Origin of the sequence: Aquiflexum sp. TKW24L, from assembly GCF_023502205.1 — a bacterium.
Taxonomy (GTDB): domain Bacteria; phylum Bacteroidota; class Bacteroidia; order Cytophagales; family Cyclobacteriaceae; genus Cognataquiflexum.
Genome location: NZ_JAMFLG010000016.1, coordinates 24,828 through 46,116, shown reverse-complemented (window position 1 = coordinate 46,116; position 21,289 = coordinate 24,828). Strand labels below are relative to the sequence as shown.

Sequence of the window (21,289 nt, the reverse complement as noted above, 5' to 3'; positions counted from 1 at the left end):
TTCTCCCATAGATAAGTTTTATTTGCCCTTAATTTTCATATAAAGTTTTTCCAAATCTTCCCTAAACAAAATCCGAGGTACAGGGTATAGCGGGTTGGCTTCTGCCAACGCCCGGCTTATCATTTCCGGCAAATCACTTTTTTGGATTTCCTCAATATGGCTTTGAATAGTCATTTTTTTGTTCAAATCCCTTAGGTACTGAATAAAAGCCTGTGCTTTCTGTGAGTTGGTTTTACTTTCTTTTCCGATTCCAATATGGTTTGCAAGTTCTGCAAGTCTGTTGCTTGCTGCACTGCCATAAAACTCCAAGACATGGGGCATAATTACAGCATTTGCCAGACCATGGGGTATTCCATAGAATCCCCCTATCGTATGTGCAATCGCATGAACATATCCAACATAAGCTCTGGTAAAAGCAACGCCTGCCAGATATGAACCTTTTAGCATCGCTGCCCTCGCTTTTATATCACTTGGATTATTGTAAGCCTGCAGCAAGTTTTGATGGATGAGTGAAATTGCATCCAAAGCAGCTTTTTTTGTCTCCTTGGTATTGCTTCTTCCAATATATGCTTCCACGGCGTGGGTCATGGCATCCATACCTGTAGCCGCAGTGATATGAGGAGGAAGTTTTAACGTGAGCTCAGGATCTAGTACTGCATAATTTGGGATAAGGCTGAAATCATTGATAGGATATTTTTCGTGGGTATCACTATTGCTTATCACCGCAGTCAACGTTATCTCACTGCCTGTTCCAGCAGTAGTAGGTATCGCAATCAATGTTGGAATCTTAAAGATTACTTTCAAAACGCCTTTCATTTTTGAAATAGGCTTATTTGGACGGCTGACTCTCGCGCCAACTGCTTTGGCACAATCCATAGGAGATCCCCCTCCAAATGCAATGATGGCTTTACAATCATACTGATGATAAAGTTTCAGTGCCTCTTCGACATTTTCAATGGTTGGATCCGGTACGGTTTTATCAAAAACAGCATATTTGCAGCCATTGACGCCAAGTGTTCTAATCAAGTTATCCAATAACCCCAACTTCATCAAAGTACTGTCTGTCACGATCAGAACATTTTTAATTTTTAATTCTTCAAGTAAGCTTGGCACTTTCTTTACACATCCAGGGCCTTCCAGCAGCACAGGTTTGCGCCAGGGAAGCAATGGCATCGCTAATTTAAAACCTGTTTGATATATCCTGTAATAGGAGCTTAGCAATAAATTTTTCATTTCAGTATTTAAGATTTTAAATTGAGGAAAATCAATCAAAACAAAGGTTGCAATGATCTGTAAGGGGAAATAAAAAACGGAAACCTCTAAAAATTACTTGAGTTAAGAGGGTTCAGAATCCTTTTCAAAACCACTTTAAGAGGCCATCAATTAATATTTCTTTTGTTTTGTTATAGGGTGGAAATAAAGGTGTTACTGCGGTGAAGCCGACCCTTTGCTTGAGGACTGATTTTTGGTTGGTAAATTCCAAAAATCCAAAATGGCCATGTGACTTACCGATCCCTGAATTGTTCACCCCTCCAAAAGGAAGCTCAGGATGGATAAAATGCAACACACAGTCATTGGCGACAGCACCACCTGAGCTGGTCTTGGTGAAAATATATCCCAGCTTCTTATCACTCTTAGAAAATGCATAAAGAGCCAAGGGTTTAGGCATTTTGTTGATAAAATTCAGGGCATCATCTATGTTTTCATAGTCCATGATGGGTAATATGGGGCCGAATATTTCTTCTTCCATGACCATCATAGAATCTTTGACCATCGTCAGGATAGTCGGTTCTATAAAATTTTCTTCCGGGATATTTTTACCTCCTTTGGCAAGTGTGGCACCGTTTTTACAGGCCTCCTCTACCAATTGATTGAGTCGATTGAAATGCCTCTCATTGACGATTCTGCCATAGTCTGGACTTTTTTCTACTCCTTGCCCCTCACTGACATACAACGTATCAATGGCTTCGTTTAAATTTTGGACAAATTCATCCCGTAAGGATTTTGGTACCAAAACAAAATCAGGTGCTACACATGTCTGACCACAGTTGATAAATTTTGTTGAAGCGATTTTCCGGGCAGCGTCCTTTAAGTCGGCATCCGGCGCTATGATTACAGGCGATTTTCCACCCAGTTCCAAGGTTACAGAACCAAGATGGTCAGAGGCGGATCTCATTACAATCTTCCCAACCATAGGACTTCCGGTAAAAAAGATGTGATCGAAGGGTTTGGCAAGAAGTAGCTGACTAGCTTCAAGTCCACCTTCAATTACGCTAACCAGGTTTTCATTGAAAAGCTCGTCGATCATCTGTTTGATCAGCGCAGAGGTATGCGGTGTCATTTCCGAAGGCTTTATCATGACAGTACAACCGGCACTCAAAGCAGATACCATTGGGCATATTGCGAGATTGAATGGATAGTTCCATGGTGCAATAATGAGACATGACCCTTTTGGTTCATATTGGATCGATGCCTTTGTACCCAAAAAAGTAACGGGGGTAGGAACCCTTTTTGTTTTCATCCAACTCTTAAGGTGCTTAATGGTGTGCTTGGCTTCGGAAACCACCGGGTAAATCTCAGAAATATCGGTCTCTGTGTAGGGTTTGCGGTAATCCGCATACATTGCTTTTTGAATATCCCCCCTATGGCTCAAAACCCAGTCGTGTAGACTGCGCAACAGTCCGATTCTTTCATCGGCAGTGCTGGATCTCATATTTAAAGAATGAGTTTTTTGCAAGTCGAAAACCCTATCTATTTCGGTTTTCATCAATTCAACTTCCATTTTTTCTAAAATTTGATAAGACAACAATTTTCAACCTTAATTTTTAGAAACCAATCTTTTTGAAATCCTAAGTGGTATTCATTCCTATAATGCTTCCAACATTCCTCGAAATTTGGCAAGATTATCCAAAGTTTCTTTTCGGGAAACAATAAGTTTGAAGATTAAACAAAATTTCCTAAAAAATTGAAAAAAGAGAAATTTCTAAACGTAAAAGGCAAAACCTAGCTTTTCATATTTCGTCAAAAATGCCTATTGTTTTTACATGCGCTTTTCCTGAAACTCTCGGGATTCCGAGCATACTTCAGATAGTAAAAAGATTCTTGGTAAGTAAATTTTAAAAAATCTCAATTAAATATTCACGTATGAAAATTCGATTATTACAACTGTCACTTATGTCTAGCCTTGCGGTATTTTTGGCATGTGAACCCAAGCAGACCGAGACCACAACGGTTGCCAGTCCGGACGGCATAGACCGAACAGTACTACCCATCAAACAACCTGAAAGGGTTAGGTACAGTGAACTCGATGTGCGCAACACTACACCTCCTTCAAGATTTGAAGTTACCGCTCCGAAAGATGCACCAAACGTAGTTATAATTTTGATGGATGACACGGGTTTTGCTGTTCCCGAAACATTTGGCGGTCCGGCATATATGCCAACACTCGACCGTCTAGCCAAAAATGGCTTGACATATAACAGATTCCACACAACTTCACTTTGCACCCCAACGAGGGCAGCACTGCTTACAGGATACAATCCACACTCAGTCAGCCTTGGAATAATTACAGAATTGGCAACTACCTATCCAGGTTATAGCTCTGTCCGCCCTCAGTCCGTTACACCTTTGGCCGAAGTGCTCAGACAAAACGGATACAATACGGCGCAATTTGGAAAAAGTCATGAAACGCCTACTTGGGAAAAATCAAGCAATGGACCACAAGACAGATGGCCAACCCATTCAGGCTTTGAGAAATTTTATGGCTTCCTTGGTGGAATTACCAACAACTGGGCGCCAGTCATTTATGATGGGGTAACCATGATAGAAACCCCCAACTATGCCGGTTATCACTTTACCAATGATATGACTAATAAGGCCATTTCATGGGTGAGTCAGCAGCAATCCTTGCAGCCGGACAAACCATTCTTTTTGTACTATGCACCTGCAGGTACAAGAGCACCTCATCATGCCCCTAAAGAGTATTCTGCTAAATACAAAGGCAAATTCGACAAAGGATGGGATGTATTGCGTGAAGAAATTCTGGAGCGCCAGAAAAAATTGGGTATTGTACCGGCAAATACCAAGTTAGCTCCAAAGCCAAAAGAAATTCAGGATTGGGCCAATTTATCACCGATTGAACAAAAATTATTTGCCCGTCAGATGGAGGTTTTTGCAGGGTTTGCCGAGCATACCGATTATGAGATTGGGCGTTTGATAGATGCCATTGAAGAAATGGGTGAATTAGACAATACCATCATTTTCTTTATCGCAGGTGATAATGGATCCAGCGGTGAAGGTCAACAAACAGGTATGTTCAATGAATGGACCTACTTCAACGGCGTAAAGGAAAGTGTGGAAGATATGATGAAGCTTTATGACGAATGGGGCACAGAAAGCACCATCCCACACATGGCTTCAGGATGGGCAGTGGCTACCAATAGCCCTTTTACTTGGACAAAGCAGGTAGCTTCAGATTTTGGAGGAAGCCGAAATGGAATGGTGGTACATTGGCCTAAGGGCATAAAAGCCAAGGGTGAAATGAGAAATCAATTCGGTTTTGTAAGTGATGTGGCTCCAACAATTTATGAAGTAACAGGAATCCCTTCTCCTAAAATGGTAAATGGGATTGCTCAAGACCCTATTGAAGGTACCAGCCTTGCGTATTCATTCGACAACGGGGACGCACCCGAACAACATTCGGTGCAATATTTTGAAATGGGTGGTAACCGGGCTATTTATCAGGATGGTTGGTATGCCCGCACCATTCACGCGGCTCCTTTTCTTCCTGAACCATACAATACCCTTCAAAATGATGTATGGGAACTGTACAATACCAAAGAGGACTTCAGCTTGTCTAATGATCTTTCAAAAACAGATCCCAATAGGCTTAAGGATATGCAAGCCCTCTTTATGAAAGAAGCAGAGAAATACCATGTACTACCAATAGACGACCGAAGGTTGGAGCGAATGATAGCCGAGATGGCTGGTAGGCCCACGTTGCTTGGGAATAGAACTTCGATGACACTTACGAAGGATATGAAGGGACTTGGCGTGGATGTTTTCATTAATTTACAAAATACATCCTACACCATAACTTCAGAAGTAGAAGTAGGACCTAACGCAAATGGGGTTATGGTTTGCCAAGGTGGCCGATTTGGAGGATTATCTTTTTACATTAAAAATGGTAAACCTTCCTTTACTTATAATTTGTTCGGCTTGAATTCGACTACCTTAACTTCCACGCAGTCATTGCCACCAGGAAAACACACCCTTGGCTTTGATTTTAAGTATGATGGAGGTGGGCCCGGCCGCGGTGGTATTGGCACTATTCTAATTGATGGTGAAAAAGTGGGAGAAGGAAGAATTGAACGGACTCAACCTAGCATTTTCGGAGTGGTTGATTTGGCAGATGTGGGAGTTGATTTAGGAACACCCGTCGCCGACTATGGCCCGTCAAGCAAGTTTAGCGGTGAAATTAAAAAAGTAACTGTGCAACGCAATGGAGAAAATGCTAAAAGCAACACCCCTCCACCAATTATAGATTAAAAAAAAGGGTTTTAATAAATATACATGTCGTACCAAGTTGGTTCAAATGTATTCTGGAAGAATTTTAGGGAGCATTTACTGCGGTAATCTCCTTGGAATTCTTCTTTCCTTTTTGAATTAATAGCGCAATCTCTTTTAAAAATTAAGATAACATTCATGAGCAAATTTGTGTCAAACTTTAAGTGGATCATGCTCATCTGCGGATTACTTACCTGCAGCATGTTTCTAGGGCTTTTTTCTCCGGCAGCTTCTCTCCAAATGAATTTTGGAGAAGAACTCGGTTCGTCGGGTTACGAAAACATCATTGTCCGGGGCTGGTCAGCCTTGATAGGCCTTACAGGGATCATGCTCATTTATGGCGCATTCAAACCTGCTGTGAGAGCTTACTCATTGGTAATAGCAGGAATAAGCAAAGCCATATTTATAACCTTGGTACTCAGCTATGGCAGTCAATATAATAGCTATGGGGTTGGCACTGCGGTCATTGTTGATTTTATCATGATTTTTTTATTTATCCTCTATCTCCTTTTTGAAGGTAGACTAAAAGAAGAAAAAAATACCCGGTCGATAGATTGATATTGTGAAATATTGTAATCCGCAATCTTTAAATTAAAGGTGCGGAATGCCTTTTTCTATCTGGCAGAGTTGCAAATTCGTCCTTTTTACAATGGAAAGACCGATAGGGAATTCGGTAAAAAAGCCAATAGGGATTTTTACTATTGGTGCGGATCCAACCATATTCCTTTGGTACCTTCTTGAAATATTCAAGGTAAATTCCTTAATTTCCTAAATGCTTTTAAAACTGGACCTTGCCAATACTATTTACTTCAGTTCGGTAATTGTCGGGACCGTTACAGGTGCTATCCTTCTGGTATATTCGATGACGAGGAATAAATCAAACATTCCTTTGGCATTGGCATTTTTAAGCCTATCATTTGCTATATTTTTGGCATTGCTAATCAATTCCGGCCTCATGGCAGATTTTCCCGGATTATACAGGACGGGCAACATCTTTGCTTTGATTTTTATCCCAATGCCTTTTTTGTATGTTTTAAACATCACACAAAACAGAACCTTGAAATGGTACGACGCCTTTCATTTTATCCCATCATTGATATATTTAATTGATTTTTGGCCTGTTTTGATGCTATCTCAAGATGAAAAACTAACGCTTATTATAGCTGAAATCAATGATCCAAACCAATTTATTGGTTTCAACCAAAGCAGATTTTTTCCAAAAGGTTTTCATTTAATATTCAGAACTGCCTGGGTCAATGTGTATTGGATATTACAGATTGCAGCCTTAGTATATTGGCAAAAAGGCCTAAAGAGAGCTCAAAACAGGTTTGAAAAAGATTGGAAATCTTGGATTATCTTCTTTTTGGTGCTTGAGTTTTTCTTGTTTTTCCCCTACTACCTTACCTTTTTTTGGTTGGAAAGTAGCTTGGCTTTTATTTTCATTCATTCCTCTGCTTCTATCTTGCTGTTTTCAAGTGCCGTTTTGCTCTATTTTTATCCCAAATTATTATATGGACTGAATGAGGTTAAGTTTGTTACCGACCAAATACTACCTGCTAAAGAAATTGAAGTTGCAGGAATACCCGATCCTTCTCAGGAAATTAAAATGAAAGAATTGGGGATGTTAATCACGAATTGGATAGAGGAAAAAGAAGTTTATTTGAAGCATGGATATTCCATCCAAGATTTTGCGAGAGATACTCAGATTCCATATTACCAGATTTCCGCCTGTATCAACCGCTCTTTGGATTCTACTTTTGCTGACCTTTTGAACAAAAAACGAATAGATTACAGTATGAGAATGCTTCAAAACGGCATCTTTTCTAACTACACACTTGAGGCATTATCAAAGGAATGTGGGTTTAACAACAGAAACTCATTTTTGGCCGCTTTCAAAAAATTTACCGGAACCACACCATCAGATTTTAAAAAAAATCTTCCATCCAAAGTAGTTTTAAATTAATTCATTAAACCTCCTAGTGGAAATCAGAAAAATTTTCTTGGCAGAATCAGTTTTCCCTAAAATGGTGTAATTTCTACGTTTTTTCGCCAAAATTCGATAAGTATTGGCAAAAACGGAGTTAACATTTGATTATTTTGATCTAAGGCATTTCTATTTTTAAACTCCTTAAAGGCTTAGCAACCACTGTTGATGTCATCTATGGGAATTTACTGAAACCAATACCTTATATGTCTATAATGAAAAAATCAAACTCCCCTGCATCTATCCGAAAGGAACAACTTCAGAGGTCCATCTTTAGGATGAAAGAAGATGTGATTAACAATATTGAAACCAACTTAGAGGACCTTATCCGGGAAACCGGCATGCCCCAAAGGACCTTTTATTACAATTTCAAACAAATGACTGACGAGAGCCCTAAAAGGTTTATCAAAAATTTAAAACTTAAAAAAGTACAGGAAGAATTAATCGCAGCAAAAAGAGGCATGCAAACCATTCAGGAAATCGCAGGGGGATATGGATTTCACCATATGGGCCAATTCAGCCAAGATTACAAAAATGTCATTGGGGAGTTGCCGTCAGAGACTTTCAAAAAAAGGATCAAAGACCCTTTCGCAACAAAATAACAAAAGCTGAATATATTTAAAGCTTACCATTTTCTTCTATGATGGATTTTGGTTGATTTTTAATCTTTATAGCTGGTGATGATTACTTCACTCATATCGAAATAACTAAAAAATTTCCTTGGCAGCTGAACCCCAAATCACTACAGCAATTTAATTTCCTCAACCATCAGCTCATACTAATTAATTTCAGCAGGCTATTTTCGGCCATACTTTGATATTGTTCGCCAAAATTCGAAGAGTTTTTGCAACTACTCCTAAAGTATGCCAAGTCCGAACGGTGACAAATGTAAATTTGACATTCCTAAACGGCTTATTATAGCGTCGTTACCAATTATTTTATTCAATCAAAAACCATTTATGAAAAAAACAATCCTCAGTGCCCTGCTTCTGACTTTTAGTCTCAGCGTTGCGTGGTCACAACAAAAAAAGCCCAATATCCTGGTGATATGGGGTGATGATATCGGTACCTGGAACATCAGCCACAACAACCGGGGCATGATGGGATACAAAACCCCCAACATTGACCGCATTGCAAAAGATGGAATTGGGTTTACAGATTATTATGCCCAACAAAGCTGTACCGCAGGTAGAGCAGCATTTATTGGTGGAACTGTTCCAGTAAGAACAGGAATGACCAAAGTTGGGATGCCAGGTGCCAAAGAAGGATGGCAAAAGACTGACATCACTATTGCCACAGTGATGAAAAACCTTGGCTATGCAACAGGTCAATTTGGAAAAAACCACCAAGGGGATCGGGACGAACACCTACCCACAATGCATGGATTTGATGAGTTTTTTGGAAACCTCTACCACCTCAATGCAGAAGAGGAGCCTGAAAATGAAGATTATCCCACTGATATGGTTTTAGCTAATGGAAATACTTTTAAAGAAACTTATGGACCTAGAGGCGTTATCCATTCATGGGCAGATGGAAAAGGTGGTCAAAGACTTGAAGATACAGGTCCTCTTACCAAGAAAAGGATGGAGACCATTGACGACGAGTCAATTGCAGCTACCAAAGCATTTATCAAAAAGCAGGTTGCCGCAGGAAAACCTTTCTTCACTTGGTGGAATGGAACTAGGATGCACTTCAGGACTCATGTTAAAGAAGAGCATAAAGGAATCAGCGGACAAGATGAATATGGCGATGGAATGGTTGAACATGACCTTCATGTAGGGGAATTGTTAGATCTCTTGGATGAGTTGGGAATAGCTGATAATACCGTGGTCATGTATTCCACAGACAATGGACCTCATTATAACACTTGGCCTGATGCAGGAACAACACCATTTCATGGTGAAAAAAACAGCAGCTGGGAAGGTGCTTACAGAGTGCCTGCTTTTATTAAATGGCCGGGAAAATTCGTGGGTGGTACTACTCTAAACGGTATTGTTTCACATGAAGATTGGTTACCGACTTTTGCAGCCATAGGCGGAGACCCAAATGTGGTTGAGAAAATTAAAAAAGGAGTCACAATGAACGGCAAAACTTTCAAAAATCACATAGATGGCGTCAACCAACTTGACTACCTGACAGGGAAGGTCAAGGAATCTCCAAGGGCTGGATTTATTTATGTAAATGATGCCGGGGAAATTGCAGCTTTGAGGTATGGAGACTGGAAAGCTATGTTTTTGGAAAATAGATCGGATAAATTACAGATATGGTTGGAGCCTTTTGTGGAACTTAGAGCTCCTTATTTGATCAATCTTCGAAGAGATCCTTTTGAAAAGGCAATAGAAGGCTCCAATACTTATTATGATTGGTATATAGATCGAGCATATATTCTAATTGCCATTCAGGGCTATGCATTTAATTTCCTTTCAACCTTTAAGGATTATCCTCCAAGTCAAACTGCAGGAGACTGGAGTTTGGGAAAAGTCCAAAAACAGATTGAAGGAATGACAAATAAAAGTAATTAATACGGAATGAAAAGCCGGTCAAATAAAGACCGGCTTTTCATTTTATTCCAAATAAATTATGAAATTCAGATCAATATTTATACTAATGGTTTTAGTAGGACTATTGCTCTTTGAAGTAGGTTGTACCAGTCCACAACCAAAATCCACCACAGAGGTTGTTGTAGCATCTGATCATTTTCCCTCTTGGAATGAAAGCAGTACGAAGCAGCAAATAATTGATTTTGTAACCAAAACAACTACAACGGGAAGTCCTGATTTTATTCCTGAAGCAGACTGCATTGCAATTTTTGACAATGACGGTACCCTTTGGAGTGAGCAGCCGATGTATTCTCAGATGGCTTACGGTATTGATTACATCAAAAAAGAAGCTCCCAACCATCCTGATTGGAAATCCAAAGAACCTTTTAAAAGTGTTGTTTCCGGTGATTTGGAAGCTTTGATGAAAGGAGGCGAGAAGGCTTTGGTGGAACTCATTATGGCGTCTCATGCGGGAATGACTACCTCCGAATTTGAGAAATCTGTATCCGCTTGGCTTGAAAAAGCAAAACATCCTAAAACCGGTAAGGCTTTTAACCAAATGATCTCTCAACCTATGGTAGAACTTTTGGATTACCTCCGTTCAAATGGCTATAAAACATTTATTGTTTCTGGAGGAGGTATTGACTTCATGAGGGTTTGGGCAGAGAAAGCGTATGGTATACCGCCCTATCAAGTTATTGGGAGCTCTATAAAATCCAAATATGAAACAGTGGATGGTGTACCTGTCATTAACAACTTCCTGAACTCAATTTCATTGATAACAAAGAAGGAAAGCCTGGGGGTATCCACCAACACATCTGTAAACGACCAGTCTTTGCTGCCGGCAATTCGGACCGGGATTATGCAATGCTAGAATATACTATGACAGGTGATGGGCCAAGGTTTGGGATGGTCATCCACCATACTGATTCGGTAAGGGAATATGCCTACGACAGGAATTCAGTGATAGGACACCTTGAGAAGGGATTTGATGATGCAGCCAAATTCAATTGGATTGTTGTGGATATGACAAAAGATTGGAAAGATGTTTTCCCAAAATAAAAAATGAAATTCTCAAAAAAACTAAATTTTGAAAGAAGCCGAAAAAAAGAAAAGGCAGGTAAACCTGCCTTTCTAACCATTCATAAGCCCTAATAATATTTTCAATAAATTCGATATCAATGAAAGTCCCTTTTATTTCAAGGTTGACTCTCAAGAAAAAATAAAAAAGACTATCCAGTGGCAGGTAAGTTTCGGTTTCACTTAATTCACCCAAACAAATTCAACCATAAGAAAAATAACCTAAAATCCATATTAACCTCTAAACTAATAGTGGATAGAAAAGGCATGTAACTTACCTGACCACGGATAATCAAAAAATATCTTCAATTTTTAAATTTCTGCTTCATAATCACTTTTGATTATGGTCAACCTGTGCAAAGCCGTTTGTTGTTGTTGACATGACAAAGTTGTGAAAAATGCCTCCTATTTAATTACAATTCCCGTGAAAAATCTTATATAAATCATTCTTATTCTAAAATCTGTTTTATCAATTGCCTCATTTTTTTAAAGAGAAAAATATCCTCACCAAGGAAATGAGGAATAGTAGGTAAAAAGTCCTTTTCTATTGAAAAAATAAACAAGATTGTGTAATTTTCAATGAACGCCCATCCACTATAATGAAGGTCAAACAAGTAAGTTTAATTGCCATGTTCATCTTATTTTCTGGATTCATAACTCCTCTTTTTTGTCAGGAAATTGAAAAAGAAGATACAGATCAAAAGTCGAAGCACAGGGTTTCTATTACGATGGGCCATACACACATTCCTGCAGGAGAAATGGATAGTAAAAAGAAGGTCTTGGCAGTTCCCTCTTGGGGATTGGATTACAATTATCAGCTAAATAGAAAATGGGCTGTTGGGATTCATTCCGATTTCATCACTGAAACTTTTACTGTCATTGATTTTGAGGGAGATAAGGAATTTGAGAGGGAAAGACCGCTTACGATGACCTTGGTAGGGATTTACAAACCACATGAGAGGTGGTCATTCCTTGCCGGTACGGGGTATGAAATTGCCAAAGAGGAAAACTTATCACTTCTTCGACTGGGCATAGAAAGAGGCTGGGAGATAGAAAAAGAGTGGGAGGTGTTTGTCACCCTACAATATGACCTTAAATTTAGTGTCTATGATTCCTGGATGATTGGCATTGGTTTTAGCAAGGGGATTTGATTTTTGGAAAAATTTCAGAATAATAAATGAGGAATGAATAATTCAGAACGAGGAATTAGAAAAAAGAGACAATAAGCAAGAAACAGGAGACCAGAGCCAAGAAGCGAGAAACGAGACCTGGGGAAATCGGAGTTATGAATGTTTGCGGAGACCCCACAATTAAATTTTGGTAAAAAAAAACTCCCAAGTCGGATTCTTGGGAGCTGAATAATAGGAAGTAATAGAGGTTATTTTTTGGAAATTTTGTCTGAGGCCAGAAGTGCTGACTCTCTAAGATCAGGGATTAGTTTTCTCATCTTTGCCTGCCATTCTTCAAACTTATCCAATACCGGGTTAGAAGGTATTGGGCTTACCTGCTCCACAAAATTGGAAGCTTCGTCCTTGTCTGCCTTGGTTTTTTTGGTTTTTTTTATTGCCGGAATTATATAAGGATTGAAAGATTTCAACTCATAAAGCCAATTTTTTTTGCCCATGAGTTTGCCAAGTTTCTTACCTTCTTTAATAACTTTTTTTGAATCCGATTTAGCTGCCTTTATGGTATCGATATTGAGGTTTTTCTCTTTGATCCCAAGCCCATAGATCTCGTTCAATTCAGCTAAAAATGCATCTACTACTCCGTTCAAATGAAACAAAAAAGATTCCTGATGGGCTTTTTCATATTCTGAACCGGCTATTTTCGGATTTTTTATCTCATCAAGGTAAAGTTGCGAATATCTCAATTTAGAATCTGTAAATTCCTTGAGGGGTATATATTTCTTCTTTTGCATGATTTGTTTGTGTTTCTTCTAAAGTTAGTAAGAATCAATAAGCCAAATTTTTATTTTAATGATAATATATCCAAAAATTGAAAATAATCCATCTCGTTTTGAAGAAATATGGATTATTGTTTTGTTAAAATAGGGCCAAAAAGACCACTATTTCATAATGATTGAAAAGAAAATTTGAAAATAATGCGACTTAAATTTGAATATCAAATCAAGGTTACTTTTAGGCTTCACGGGCAAGAGGCACTGCTTTTGGCAGTGCTTTTTTTATGGAAAAAATTAGCTTGCGTTGAGAGTGGGGAAATTCAGCATACTTCCATTATCTGTCGGACAGCTCGGAATAAGGAGTTGTTTTTTAGATGCGGCTGTCCATTTTATCAAAGAATATCAGGCCATTGGCATCTTTTTGAAAGCAACGGGTAATTTCAAAAAATGGTCAAATAGAAGTTGATTCCTTTTAGTTCTCGTTAGTTGATGCGGTGATATACATGGATAATTCCTCCATTACAGTGTGTATCAGATTTTGAAGTTCATTTACCAATGCGGGAAGCCTGTGTCTTTCGGATTCGTTTTTCGAAAATTTCTGGATATCCATCGCAATGGCTGCATGCTCGGGTGATATGCCCACGATTTGAAATGAGGGGACGATTTTATGCGCTGCCAGATAAAGGCCTTTCCAATCTTTATTGTCAAGGCTTGATAAAACATCCTCCAAGTACTTCGGAGTTTCAGACAGGTACATGTTGATCACTTCGTGCATCAAATCTTGGTCAGAAGAAGTGATTCTGTCCAAGTATTCAAAGTTGGTCAAGTGATCATTCTTATGCTTCATTCTATATAATTTACTCAGTCTACCTGTCAATTTTTCTTTTACAGGATGAATGTCTGTCAATTTCTTTATTTTCTTCAATAATGCCTTTTCATCAATTGGCTTAGCCAAATAATCGTCCATACCGGAAACTGCACATTTGCTTCTATCCATGGTGGTGACATCAGCGGTCAATGCGATGATTGGAATGTTGGAATAAAGAACTTTCCTGATATGCTTCGTGGCTTCAAATCCGTCCATCACAGGCATCTGCAAATCCATGAGGATAATATCAAATGTTCCTTCCTCAAGTTTTTCAATTGCTTGTTTTCCATTTATAGCTATCACCGATTCAAATCCAAACCCATCAAGTAATGTTTTGATTAGCAATTGATTCAACATCACATCTTCAGCTACCAATACCCTGACTTTTTTTGTATTGATTTCAATTTCAGTAATGGGCTCTTCATTTTGGAGGACATAATCTGTTTTTGGAAATGTCAGGAGAAAAGAAAAAACGGATCCTTTACCTAGTTTGCTAGCTACCTTAATGGTTCCACCCTGCCCTTCTACAAATTGTTTGGCAATGGTCAACCCCAATCCTGAACCGCCATAAAGTTTGGTGATGTCATTGGTGGCCTGCTGAAAGTTTTCAAAAATAGATTTAATTCTATCCTCTGCGATTCCTATTCCTGAGTCTTGCACGGAGATCTGGATATCGACAGCTTCAGCTTCCTTATGGATTAATTTTAAAGAGAGCTTGATACCTCCGGTTTCGGTAAATTTGATGGCATTGCCCATCAGGTTAACAATAATCTGGGTTATTCTCAGTGAGTCGCCTAGCAAATACTCCGGTATTTGAGGATCGAAATCCAATTCATAAGCGAGGCTTTTCTCTTTGATTTTCTCTTCGAATAACAGGGAAATATCGTCAGCTATCAATTTTAGATTGGTTGGCTTTTTCTCAAATTTCATTTGACCTGCATTCACCTTTGCAAGGTCAAGGATGTCATTGATCAGCAGCAAAAGGTTATTACCGCTTGTTTTGATCGCAGACATGAATTTATTTTGATTTTCAGTGAGTTTTGTTTTGAGGATTACATTGGTAAATCCAATGATAGCATTCAGGGGTGTCCTGATTTCATGACTCATATTGGACAGAAATTGTTCTTTGGCTTTGACAGCACTTTCAGCTTTGATTTTGGCTACCTCTGCGGATTTCCTTTCAGATTCTGCTGTTTCTATGGCTATGACCAATTCTCTCTTGATTCTTTTCTGCTCTGTAACGACCCTTGCCACTACCACTGCACCTAGGATATTACCCAACGGGTCTTTATAGGTTGAACCGTTGAACATTACATCCACGAGCACCCCATCCATTAGCACTAAAGGAAAATCACTTATAAAGCCTTTTTTGAAAACATCTTTGTAGATTTCTTTTGCTTTTTTTGGCTCTGTAAAATATTGCTCAAAATCTGAATTGAGCAGCTCCTCTCTGGTTTTGCCTGTGATGGTGGTCAAAGCCTCATTCATATCTGTGATTTTCCCATCAATACTGATTGTTATCAGTGGGTCATGACTGGCTTCTATCAGACTCCTTGCATAGCCTGAGTCCAATTTCTCTTTGGTGTCTATTAGTTCCTGGTTTATTGCACTGAGCTCCTTGATTGTTTTGTTGAGTATTTTGGTTCGTTGTTTTACGACATTTTCCAGATGCTCATTAAGCTCTTTTTGATCGTTGATCACCGTATAGATTGCAAGCCACCTGATTGTTTTTCCCTTTGTGTCTGCGATTGGTCGTGCCCTGCACATATGCCAGTAATATTCTAAATCACTACACAATAAGCGAATTTCCATTTCCAAATCTTGGCCACTCTCCACTGCTTCTTTCCAGGATGATTCTGCCTCTTCGACATCTCCCGGATGAACCCATTTAATCCAGCCTTCTTTTACCAATTCCTCTTTGCTTACTCCGGTAAAATCTGTCCAACTTTTGTTGAAATAAAAAATATTTCCTTCATGATCAGCTTTTGTGACCTTTTCAGGCATCAGATTGATGAGGTGCAGGTATTGTTCCTGCTCATTCATATCTTCTGTAATTGAGTCCTCTGATATTAATTTTGAGGTCATATTTTCTTTTTTATTATTCATTCAATGCTCCTGTTCCTTTTTTTGATTTTTACATTAAAAAAAATTGGTTTAAACCCTTGTCTGATACAAATCCTCAAGATCAAAAAACAATAGTGCAAACAAAGGTCATTAAATCATCATACCTTTTCTTATATCACAACCTGAGAAATTATCATAAATCTTGGTTTTAAGCCTATACTAATTTGGGGAGATGCTCTTAGGTTATCAAGAGAATCTCATAGGTAGAGGTGCTCCGATTGGTATGAACAAAAAAAATTGACAAGGGATCCCTGTCAATTCTTTGTACTTAATCCACTAATATCATTATGTGTCACTGCCTTTGTCTAAGCACGGCGATTGATTTTTCCAAATCATCCATCTCTTTATTCAATTCGACTCTGACATTTTCCCAAGTATCGCTCCGAATTGTCCGGGAATCATTGGTGATGGCCATCAGCTCCACATTCCTTTGGTTTAAGGCTGCTAACCTTCCCTTAAAGTCAAGTTCGCGATCTGATCTATCGGAAGAGAATTCTCTTTTCATCTCCTCAAGAATTTTGGAATTTGCATCCAATCTTTCTTTGGCGACAATTAAGTATTGCTCCACCTGATTGACCGAGTCAGAGGCTACTTCGTGCAACTCTTTCCTAGCCTCAATTACATCAGATTGCTTATCCTGAACTTTGGATTCTGCGTCATCAATCTTCTCCTCTATCGGCTTGGAGCAATTGCTAAAGCCAAATACGATGGCTGAACCTATCAACACTTTGCTTAATTTCTGGACGATCTTCATCTTCTTGTTTATTTTCAATGGATTGGATGCTTCAAGAGAGACTTAATTGGTTACCTCTTTCAAAACTGATTTTGAAGCATCAACTTGGTCTTTAACTTTGTTTTTCAGCTTTTTACCTTTATTGTTAAATTGCTGGGCAATGTATTTACCTGTTTGTTTTGCTTCTTTTTTGGTAATGATGCCATTCTTCTTATTAAAGAAAAAACCAAGGATTGCTCCGGCACCGATTACCATCAATATACTACTGACAATAATTCCGGTAGGATTCGAATTTGAAATCTTCATAGTACTGGTTTTTTAATGTTTAAATTGACCTTAAGATCAATAATTTTATCTAGGGATAAAATGCAATTCAAGAGTTCCGCCATCTTCTTTCAACCACATGTCATTGGTCTCCAGCTTTAGGATTTCATATACTCCGTCTGCTAAGTCGTTGGCAAAATCAAAAGAGATTTTTTGCTCATCGCTTACAAATTCCCAAGTGCCGTCAGTCACAAAGTCATATTCCATGCCGAGCAAACTATACTGGGCAGTAAGTGTAGCAGCACCACCTGGAGTAAGGTCTAATTCGTATCTTGAGTAGTTGGCGGTTACATTAGTTCCATTATCCAATGCCTCTCCTACTTTCCACTCATTGCCTACTCTTTCTGCCTTTGGAATCAAGCTGACGGCAGGTCCATCAGGATAATCTTCACATCCAAATGCAAGCATTCCAGATACCATAATTAACGCGGTAATCGATTTTAATCTTTTCATAATACTATAGTTAAATATTTGTTGGTTTGATATGATAAAGGTAGCCCAACACAAGTCTTAAAAATTACAGAATATAACTTATACCTTATAAATCTTACATGTCAAAAAAATATAAAATAAAAGAACTCCAATTTTGGAAAAGCTATAAACAAAGAAAAGACAGGTTTTTACCTGTCTTTCTAACCATTTTATAAGCCCTAATAATTTCTATAAATTACTCTACAAAGATATGACTAAGAATAATTTTACTTTTACAAATTCAGGGCAAAATCTTATATATTTTACGTTTTTAGGCTCTCATGAAAAAATAAAAAAATAAGATTATCCATTTGTGGCAGAGTATCGGTATCATTTAATTCACCCAAACAAAATCAACCGTCTTAAAAATAACTGTGGGCTATATAAACCTATAGATAATATAAGCCGAACTAGCTTAACACGTACCTACTCCTGGATAATCCGAAAAATTTTTGGCATTATATAAAAAAACCTATTCTTCATAACCACTCTTGAAAATGGTCAAAAGCATTTCAAATTGTTTCTCATGCTAATTACAAAATCCGCAAGATAGGCGGTGAATTCGTGATCACATATTCGAAAACGTTGGCCTTCCGTAATTCAATATTGTTCTTTGTTATCCGTTGTTATCTCAAACCTAGAAGTACAAAGTTTGGAAAAATTGCAAATTTAACATTATATATTCTGTTCACAATGTTACAAAAATCACACATTTTCTAGATTCTGTTTACGGAAGTTCCTCATCCTCTTATAAAAGGAGGGAGTCAATCCAGTGATTTTTTTAAACTGATTTGAAAGGTGGGCAACGCTGCTATAATTCATCCTATAAGAAATCTCCGTCAGGTTGAGTTCATCGTAAAGCATAAGTTCTTTCACTTTTTCGATTTTGTGGATTATGATATACTGCTGTATGGTAATCCCATTTACCTCAGAAAATGTATTCGATAGGTAGGTATAATCATTGCCAAGTTTTTCGCTGATGTAGACGGAATAATTTATTTTAGGTAATTGTTCATGATGGTGGATCATTTCTATGATCACATTTTTGATCTTATCGATTAGGATTCCTCTTTTGTCATCAAGTACTTCAAGTCCTACACGTTTTAGATTAATGGACAAGGTCTCATGCTGACTTCCACTGATGTTAGCGCTGGTTTCTACCACCCCAAGGTCAACTGTCAAAAACGGAATTTCCAGCTTTTCTAACTCTTGTTGAACAATTATTTTGCAACGAAGGCTGACCATGTATTTTATATAGATTTTCAATATTTGGCTGTTTTGGTGGAATTGTTATGATGCCCAAAGAATGCGAAACATGTGTTGGGGATGGGAGTACTGTGATTTGATTGATGAAATCGATAGTATTTCATATTACACTTTTTCCGGTAAAGGGGGATAAAGACAAAAGCACAAGAATTACTGTTCTTGTGCTTTGGTTGTCAGAGGTTTTTAATCTTTTTTTGGACAGTGTCAGATTTGAAAAATCAGAACGTTGCCAATTGACCTTTTTTAAGGAAATTAACTACTTCATCGTGTTTTTTATTCAACCTGAGTTCGATTCTTTTGATAAGTTCATCTTCTTTCCCCTCTTCAAATTCCAAGTCGTCGTCTGTTAGTTCAGGAAACTGTCCCTGAAGAAATGTCGATTGCCGGCCCCAGTCACCAGATAACCTGAAAGAGTCTATTTTGGTGGTTTTTTTGGTTTGCATGGAGTTTTTGATTAAGGTTAATAAAGGAACAAAGATCGCCGGAGTCCCGGCAGATCTCATGATACTATTGGTTACTAAAATTGTAGACTTCACATGTTACTGTGAATTAAGTAGCTTCGGTCACGTCAAATGCCCCTGCCACCCCTGATCACATTCAGTAAAACTGCGACTATGGCAATGACCAACAAGATGTGGATGATGCCTCCTGTACCGTAGCCAAGGAACCCAACGGCCCAGATGATGACTAGAATAACGGCGATGATGTAAAGGATATTTCCCATGATTTTGATTTGTTTGGTTTGTTAAAAGATTAAAATAATGTCAATAACTTTTGTATGAATGTTACAAATGATACTCCTGAATTCTATTAAATAACTTAGAGCAAAAGAACCAATAATACGATTACTAATAGAAGCGCAAAAACAGAAAGGTAAACTCCTCCGCCGTTTCTTTTGATTTCCTCATTGATTTCCCGAACTTCAGATTTAAGTTCTTTTTTCTCATCTCGGTCCATCATGGATTTATCCATTGTTTTGATCTCTTCAAGTCTTTCCACCAAAAGTTTCATTTCGGCTTCAGGCATTTTGGGTCTAGCCTCTTCCTTATCTTTACCCCCTGCAAATACAGAAACAGAAGAAAATAAGGTAAACGCCATTGCCAGCATTAAAATCACATTGAATTTTTTCATCTTTGGTTTTTATTTATGGTGCAATTTTGCAGGTTATTGTATAAAAAGCATTACAATTTCATAAACCAAAATATCATAATTAACAGATTTGAATTTTTTTTGGTTATGCAGACATTAAATATTGCCGCGGATTACAATCAATAGAAAATGTGGATGAAAAATGAAACCCCGTGCCGCCTTCGCCCACCAAAGAAAATTCAATCCCTTTGAAGGCTTAATGAAACTTTGTTTTTCAATGCGATAAAAAATTTGGGATTTTCATCTCATGTAGCTGATGGTCAACTGGGAAATGATAGAAATAAACCTGTTTTCATTTCCTTCAAAATCATCAATTTAAACTATCAATAAGTTATATTTGATATAGGAATTCACAACGAAAATTGTTATCCTAAAATCCTAAAACAAAAAAACCTAATTTATGAAAAGCCATATTTTAAAAAACCTTACTCTATTAATGGTCTTTGCGGGGATCCTAGCAGGTTGTTCGCCTTCCACCAAGATACTAGGCTCGTGGAAAAGCCCTGAAGCGGAAACTACCGGTTATTCCAACCTTTTTGTTGCTGCCTTGATTGCAGACAATTATGTCACAAAAAAAACGATTGAAGATGACATTGATGCACTCCTGATTCAAAAAGGGATTCAGGCTATCAGCAATCTTGAAAACATTAAACCCGGTTTGGTATTGACCAATGACAACAAAGACCAAGTCGCCCATGAAATCAAAAACAGTGGCAGAGATGGTATCATGACCATTGCAATTATAGATCAGACCAATGAAACCCGGTATGTTCCCGGCACTTCTTATTCCCCTATGTATTATGGTGGTGGATATGGAAGATTTGGGGGGTATTATGGCATGTATGGTCCCAATTCCTACTCGCCGGGATATTATGCCACAGACAAAAATTTTTATGTAGAAATTAACTTATATGATTCGGACACCCAGGCTTTGGTTTGGTCTGCCCAATCTGAGACAACCAATCCATCGAGCATTGACAAAGCCGCACAGGAATTTGCCTACGTGGTAGTGGACAAAATGATCAGGGATAAAATCATCATTCCCAAAAAATAATTCGCATCCAAACAATTCATACCCTAGTGCAAAAGGCCTGCTTCATTGATTTGAGGCAGGCCTTTTCTTATTTAATCCAATTGGCTTTTTACGTATGCACTCTTTTTGACAATAACTATATAAAACTCAGCGCGATGTCCAATTGTAATAGCAATGGACTGTCGACGATGGTCTATGCATAGATTTTCCTGTGCTTAAACCTTTAATTTTGAGCTCAAACCAAAGATGAGG

At 38.2% G+C, this 21,289-nt stretch carries 20 protein-coding genes; 9 read left to right on the top strand and 11 right to left on the bottom strand.

The genetic code is table 11. From position 1 onward, the window contains the following. Positions 1 to 18: 18 nt before the first annotated feature. Positions 19 to 1,233, bottom strand: a complete 1,215-nt coding sequence (locus M3O96_RS12065; protein WP_249720847.1) for an iron-containing alcohol dehydrogenase — start codon at positions 1,231 to 1,233, stop codon at positions 19 to 21. 124 nt (positions 1,234 to 1,357) lie between these two features. Then, complete coding sequence (locus M3O96_RS12060) at positions 1,358 to 2,767, bottom strand: aldehyde dehydrogenase family protein (protein ID WP_349630844.1); 1,410 nt, start codon at positions 2,765 to 2,767, stop codon at positions 1,358 to 1,360. 377 nt (positions 2,768 to 3,144) lie between these two features. On the opposite strand from M3O96_RS12060, the gene M3O96_RS12055 reads away from it, so the two are divergent. The 8 genes from M3O96_RS12055 (at position 3,145) to M3O96_RS12020 (ending at position 12,320) form a co-directional block, all read left to right on the top strand. Beyond that, positions 3,145 to 5,547: an arylsulfatase gene (locus M3O96_RS12055; protein WP_249720845.1), complete on the top strand. Its 2,403-nt coding sequence runs from the start codon at positions 3,145 to 3,147 to the stop codon at positions 5,545 to 5,547. A 156-nt stretch (positions 5,548 to 5,703) separates the two neighbouring features. After that, a complete protein-coding gene (locus tag M3O96_RS12050) occupies positions 5,704 to 6,123 on the top strand; it encodes a hypothetical protein (protein WP_249720844.1) in 420 nt (139 codons plus the stop codon). A gap of 214 nt (positions 6,124 to 6,337) precedes the next feature. Beyond that, on the top strand, positions 6,338 to 7,528 hold the full coding sequence (locus M3O96_RS12045; protein WP_249720843.1) for a helix-turn-helix domain-containing protein: 1,191 nt from the start codon (positions 6,338 to 6,340) through the stop codon (positions 7,526 to 7,528). 236 nt (positions 7,529 to 7,764) lie between these two features. Beyond that, positions 7,765 to 8,151 (top strand): helix-turn-helix domain-containing protein, encoded by a 387-nt coding sequence (locus M3O96_RS12040; RefSeq protein ID WP_249720842.1) that lies wholly within the window; start codon positions 7,765 to 7,767, stop codon positions 8,149 to 8,151. A gap of 357 nt (positions 8,152 to 8,508) precedes the next feature. Next, positions 8,509 to 10,071 (top strand): arylsulfatase, encoded by a 1,563-nt coding sequence (locus M3O96_RS12035; RefSeq protein WP_249720841.1) that lies wholly within the window; start codon positions 8,509 to 8,511, stop codon positions 10,069 to 10,071. Positions 10,072 to 10,129: 58 nt separating this feature from the next. After that, positions 10,130 to 10,963, top strand: a complete 834-nt coding sequence (locus M3O96_RS12030) for an HAD family hydrolase (protein WP_249720840.1) — start codon at positions 10,130 to 10,132, stop codon at positions 10,961 to 10,963. Beyond that, positions 10,957 to 11,151, top strand: coding sequence for a hypothetical protein (locus M3O96_RS12025; protein ID WP_249720839.1), 195 nt, complete (start codon positions 10,957 to 10,959; stop codon positions 11,149 to 11,151). Before M3O96_RS12030 ends, M3O96_RS12025 begins: the two co-directional genes overlap by 7 nt. Positions 11,152 to 11,768: 617 nt before the next feature. Then, a complete protein-coding gene (locus M3O96_RS12020) occupies positions 11,769 to 12,320 on the top strand; it encodes a hypothetical protein (protein WP_249720838.1) in 552 nt (183 codons plus the stop codon). A 227-nt stretch (positions 12,321 to 12,547) separates the two neighbouring features. Here the strand turns inward: M3O96_RS12020 and M3O96_RS12015 are convergent, their stop codons facing one another. From M3O96_RS12015 to M3O96_RS11975, 9 genes are all read right to left on the bottom strand, one after another. Further along, positions 12,548 to 13,087, bottom strand: coding sequence for a hypothetical protein (locus tag M3O96_RS12015; RefSeq protein ID WP_249720837.1), 540 nt, complete (start codon positions 13,085 to 13,087; stop codon positions 12,548 to 12,550). A 454-nt stretch (positions 13,088 to 13,541) separates the two neighbouring features. Continuing rightward, positions 13,542 to 16,022, bottom strand: coding sequence for a response regulator (locus tag M3O96_RS12010; protein WP_249720836.1), 2,481 nt, complete (start codon positions 16,020 to 16,022; stop codon positions 13,542 to 13,544). A gap of 331 nt (positions 16,023 to 16,353) precedes the next feature. After that, positions 16,354 to 16,815 (bottom strand): hypothetical protein, encoded by a 462-nt coding sequence (locus M3O96_RS12005; protein WP_249720835.1) that lies wholly within the window; start codon positions 16,813 to 16,815, stop codon positions 16,354 to 16,356. Between the two features lie 42 nt (positions 16,816 to 16,857). Further along, positions 16,858 to 17,100 carry a hypothetical protein gene (locus M3O96_RS12000; RefSeq protein WP_249720834.1) on the bottom strand — a complete coding sequence of 81 codons (243 nt, stop codon included), beginning with the start codon at positions 17,098 to 17,100 and terminating at the stop codon, positions 16,858 to 16,860. A gap of 45 nt (positions 17,101 to 17,145) precedes the next feature. After that, positions 17,146 to 17,571, bottom strand: coding sequence for a hypothetical protein (locus M3O96_RS11995; protein WP_249720833.1), 426 nt, complete (start codon positions 17,569 to 17,571; stop codon positions 17,146 to 17,148). A 723-nt stretch (positions 17,572 to 18,294) separates the two neighbouring features. Then, complete coding sequence (locus M3O96_RS11990; RefSeq protein WP_249720832.1) at positions 18,295 to 18,855, bottom strand: helix-turn-helix domain-containing protein; 561 nt, start codon at positions 18,853 to 18,855, stop codon at positions 18,295 to 18,297. 218 nt (positions 18,856 to 19,073) lie between these two features. After that, on the bottom strand, positions 19,074 to 19,298 hold the full coding sequence (locus M3O96_RS11985; protein ID WP_249720831.1) for a CsbD family protein: 225 nt from the start codon (positions 19,296 to 19,298) through the stop codon (positions 19,074 to 19,076). A 125-nt stretch (positions 19,299 to 19,423) separates the two neighbouring features. Beyond that, entirely contained in the window at positions 19,424 to 19,579 is a 156-nt protein-coding gene (locus M3O96_RS11980; protein ID WP_249720830.1) for a lmo0937 family membrane protein, read from the bottom strand. A gap of 95 nt (positions 19,580 to 19,674) precedes the next feature. Then, complete coding sequence (locus M3O96_RS11975; protein ID WP_249720829.1) at positions 19,675 to 19,986, bottom strand: hypothetical protein; 312 nt, start codon at positions 19,984 to 19,986, stop codon at positions 19,675 to 19,677. Positions 19,987 to 20,404: 418 nt separating this feature from the next. Between M3O96_RS11975 and M3O96_RS11970 the strand changes: the two genes are divergently transcribed. Then, the gene (locus M3O96_RS11970) at positions 20,405 to 21,058 is read left to right on the top strand and encodes a hypothetical protein (protein ID WP_249720828.1); all 654 of its coding nucleotides are present in this window, start codon (positions 20,405 to 20,407) and stop codon (positions 21,056 to 21,058) included. Positions 21,059 to 21,289 lie beyond the last annotated feature (231 nt).

Excerpts from the sequence above, each read along its gene's own strand:
- M3O96_RS12065 (WP_249720847.1), bottom strand. The coding sequence starts at position 1,233 with ATGAAAAATTTATTGCTAAGCTCCTATTACAGGATATATCAAACAGGT.
- M3O96_RS12060 (WP_349630844.1), bottom strand. The coding sequence starts at position 2,767 with ATGAAAACCGAAATAGATAGGGTTTTCGACTTGCAAAAAACTCATTCT.
- M3O96_RS12055 (WP_249720845.1), top strand. The coding sequence starts at position 3,145 with ATGAAAATTCGATTATTACAACTGTCACTTATGTCTAGCCTTGCGGTA.
- M3O96_RS12050 (WP_249720844.1), top strand. The coding sequence starts at position 5,704 with ATGAGCAAATTTGTGTCAAACTTTAAGTGGATCATGCTCATCTGCGGA.
- M3O96_RS12045 (WP_249720843.1), top strand. The coding sequence starts at position 6,338 with ATGCTTTTAAAACTGGACCTTGCCAATACTATTTACTTCAGTTCGGTA.
- M3O96_RS12040 (WP_249720842.1), top strand. The coding sequence starts at position 7,765 with ATGAAAAAATCAAACTCCCCTGCATCTATCCGAAAGGAACAACTTCAG.
- M3O96_RS12035 (WP_249720841.1), top strand. The coding sequence starts at position 8,509 with ATGAAAAAAACAATCCTCAGTGCCCTGCTTCTGACTTTTAGTCTCAGC.
- M3O96_RS12030 (WP_249720840.1), top strand. The coding sequence starts at position 10,130 with ATGAAATTCAGATCAATATTTATACTAATGGTTTTAGTAGGACTATTG.
- M3O96_RS12025 (WP_249720839.1), top strand. The coding sequence starts at position 10,957 with ATGCTAGAATATACTATGACAGGTGATGGGCCAAGGTTTGGGATGGTC.
- M3O96_RS12020 (WP_249720838.1), top strand. The coding sequence starts at position 11,769 with ATGAAGGTCAAACAAGTAAGTTTAATTGCCATGTTCATCTTATTTTCT.
- M3O96_RS12015 (WP_249720837.1), bottom strand. The coding sequence starts at position 13,087 with ATGCAAAAGAAGAAATATATACCCCTCAAGGAATTTACAGATTCTAAA.
- M3O96_RS12010 (WP_249720836.1), bottom strand. The coding sequence starts at position 16,022 with ATGACCTCAAAATTAATATCAGAGGACTCAATTACAGAAGATATGAAT.
- M3O96_RS12005 (WP_249720835.1), bottom strand. The coding sequence starts at position 16,815 with ATGAAGATCGTCCAGAAATTAAGCAAAGTGTTGATAGGTTCAGCCATC.
- M3O96_RS12000 (WP_249720834.1), bottom strand. The coding sequence starts at position 17,100 with ATGAAGATTTCAAATTCGAATCCTACCGGAATTATTGTCAGTAGTATA.
- M3O96_RS11995 (WP_249720833.1), bottom strand. The coding sequence starts at position 17,571 with ATGAAAAGATTAAAATCGATTACCGCGTTAATTATGGTATCTGGAATG.
- M3O96_RS11985 (WP_249720831.1), bottom strand. The coding sequence starts at position 19,298 with ATGCAAACCAAAAAAACCACCAAAATAGACTCTTTCAGGTTATCTGGT.
- M3O96_RS11980 (WP_249720830.1), bottom strand. The coding sequence starts at position 19,579 with ATGGGAAATATCCTTTACATCATCGCCGTTATTCTAGTCATCATCTGG.
- M3O96_RS11975 (WP_249720829.1), bottom strand. The coding sequence starts at position 19,986 with ATGAAAAAATTCAATGTGATTTTAATGCTGGCAATGGCGTTTACCTTA.
- M3O96_RS11970 (WP_249720828.1), top strand. The coding sequence starts at position 20,405 with ATGAAAAGCCATATTTTAAAAAACCTTACTCTATTAATGGTCTTTGCG.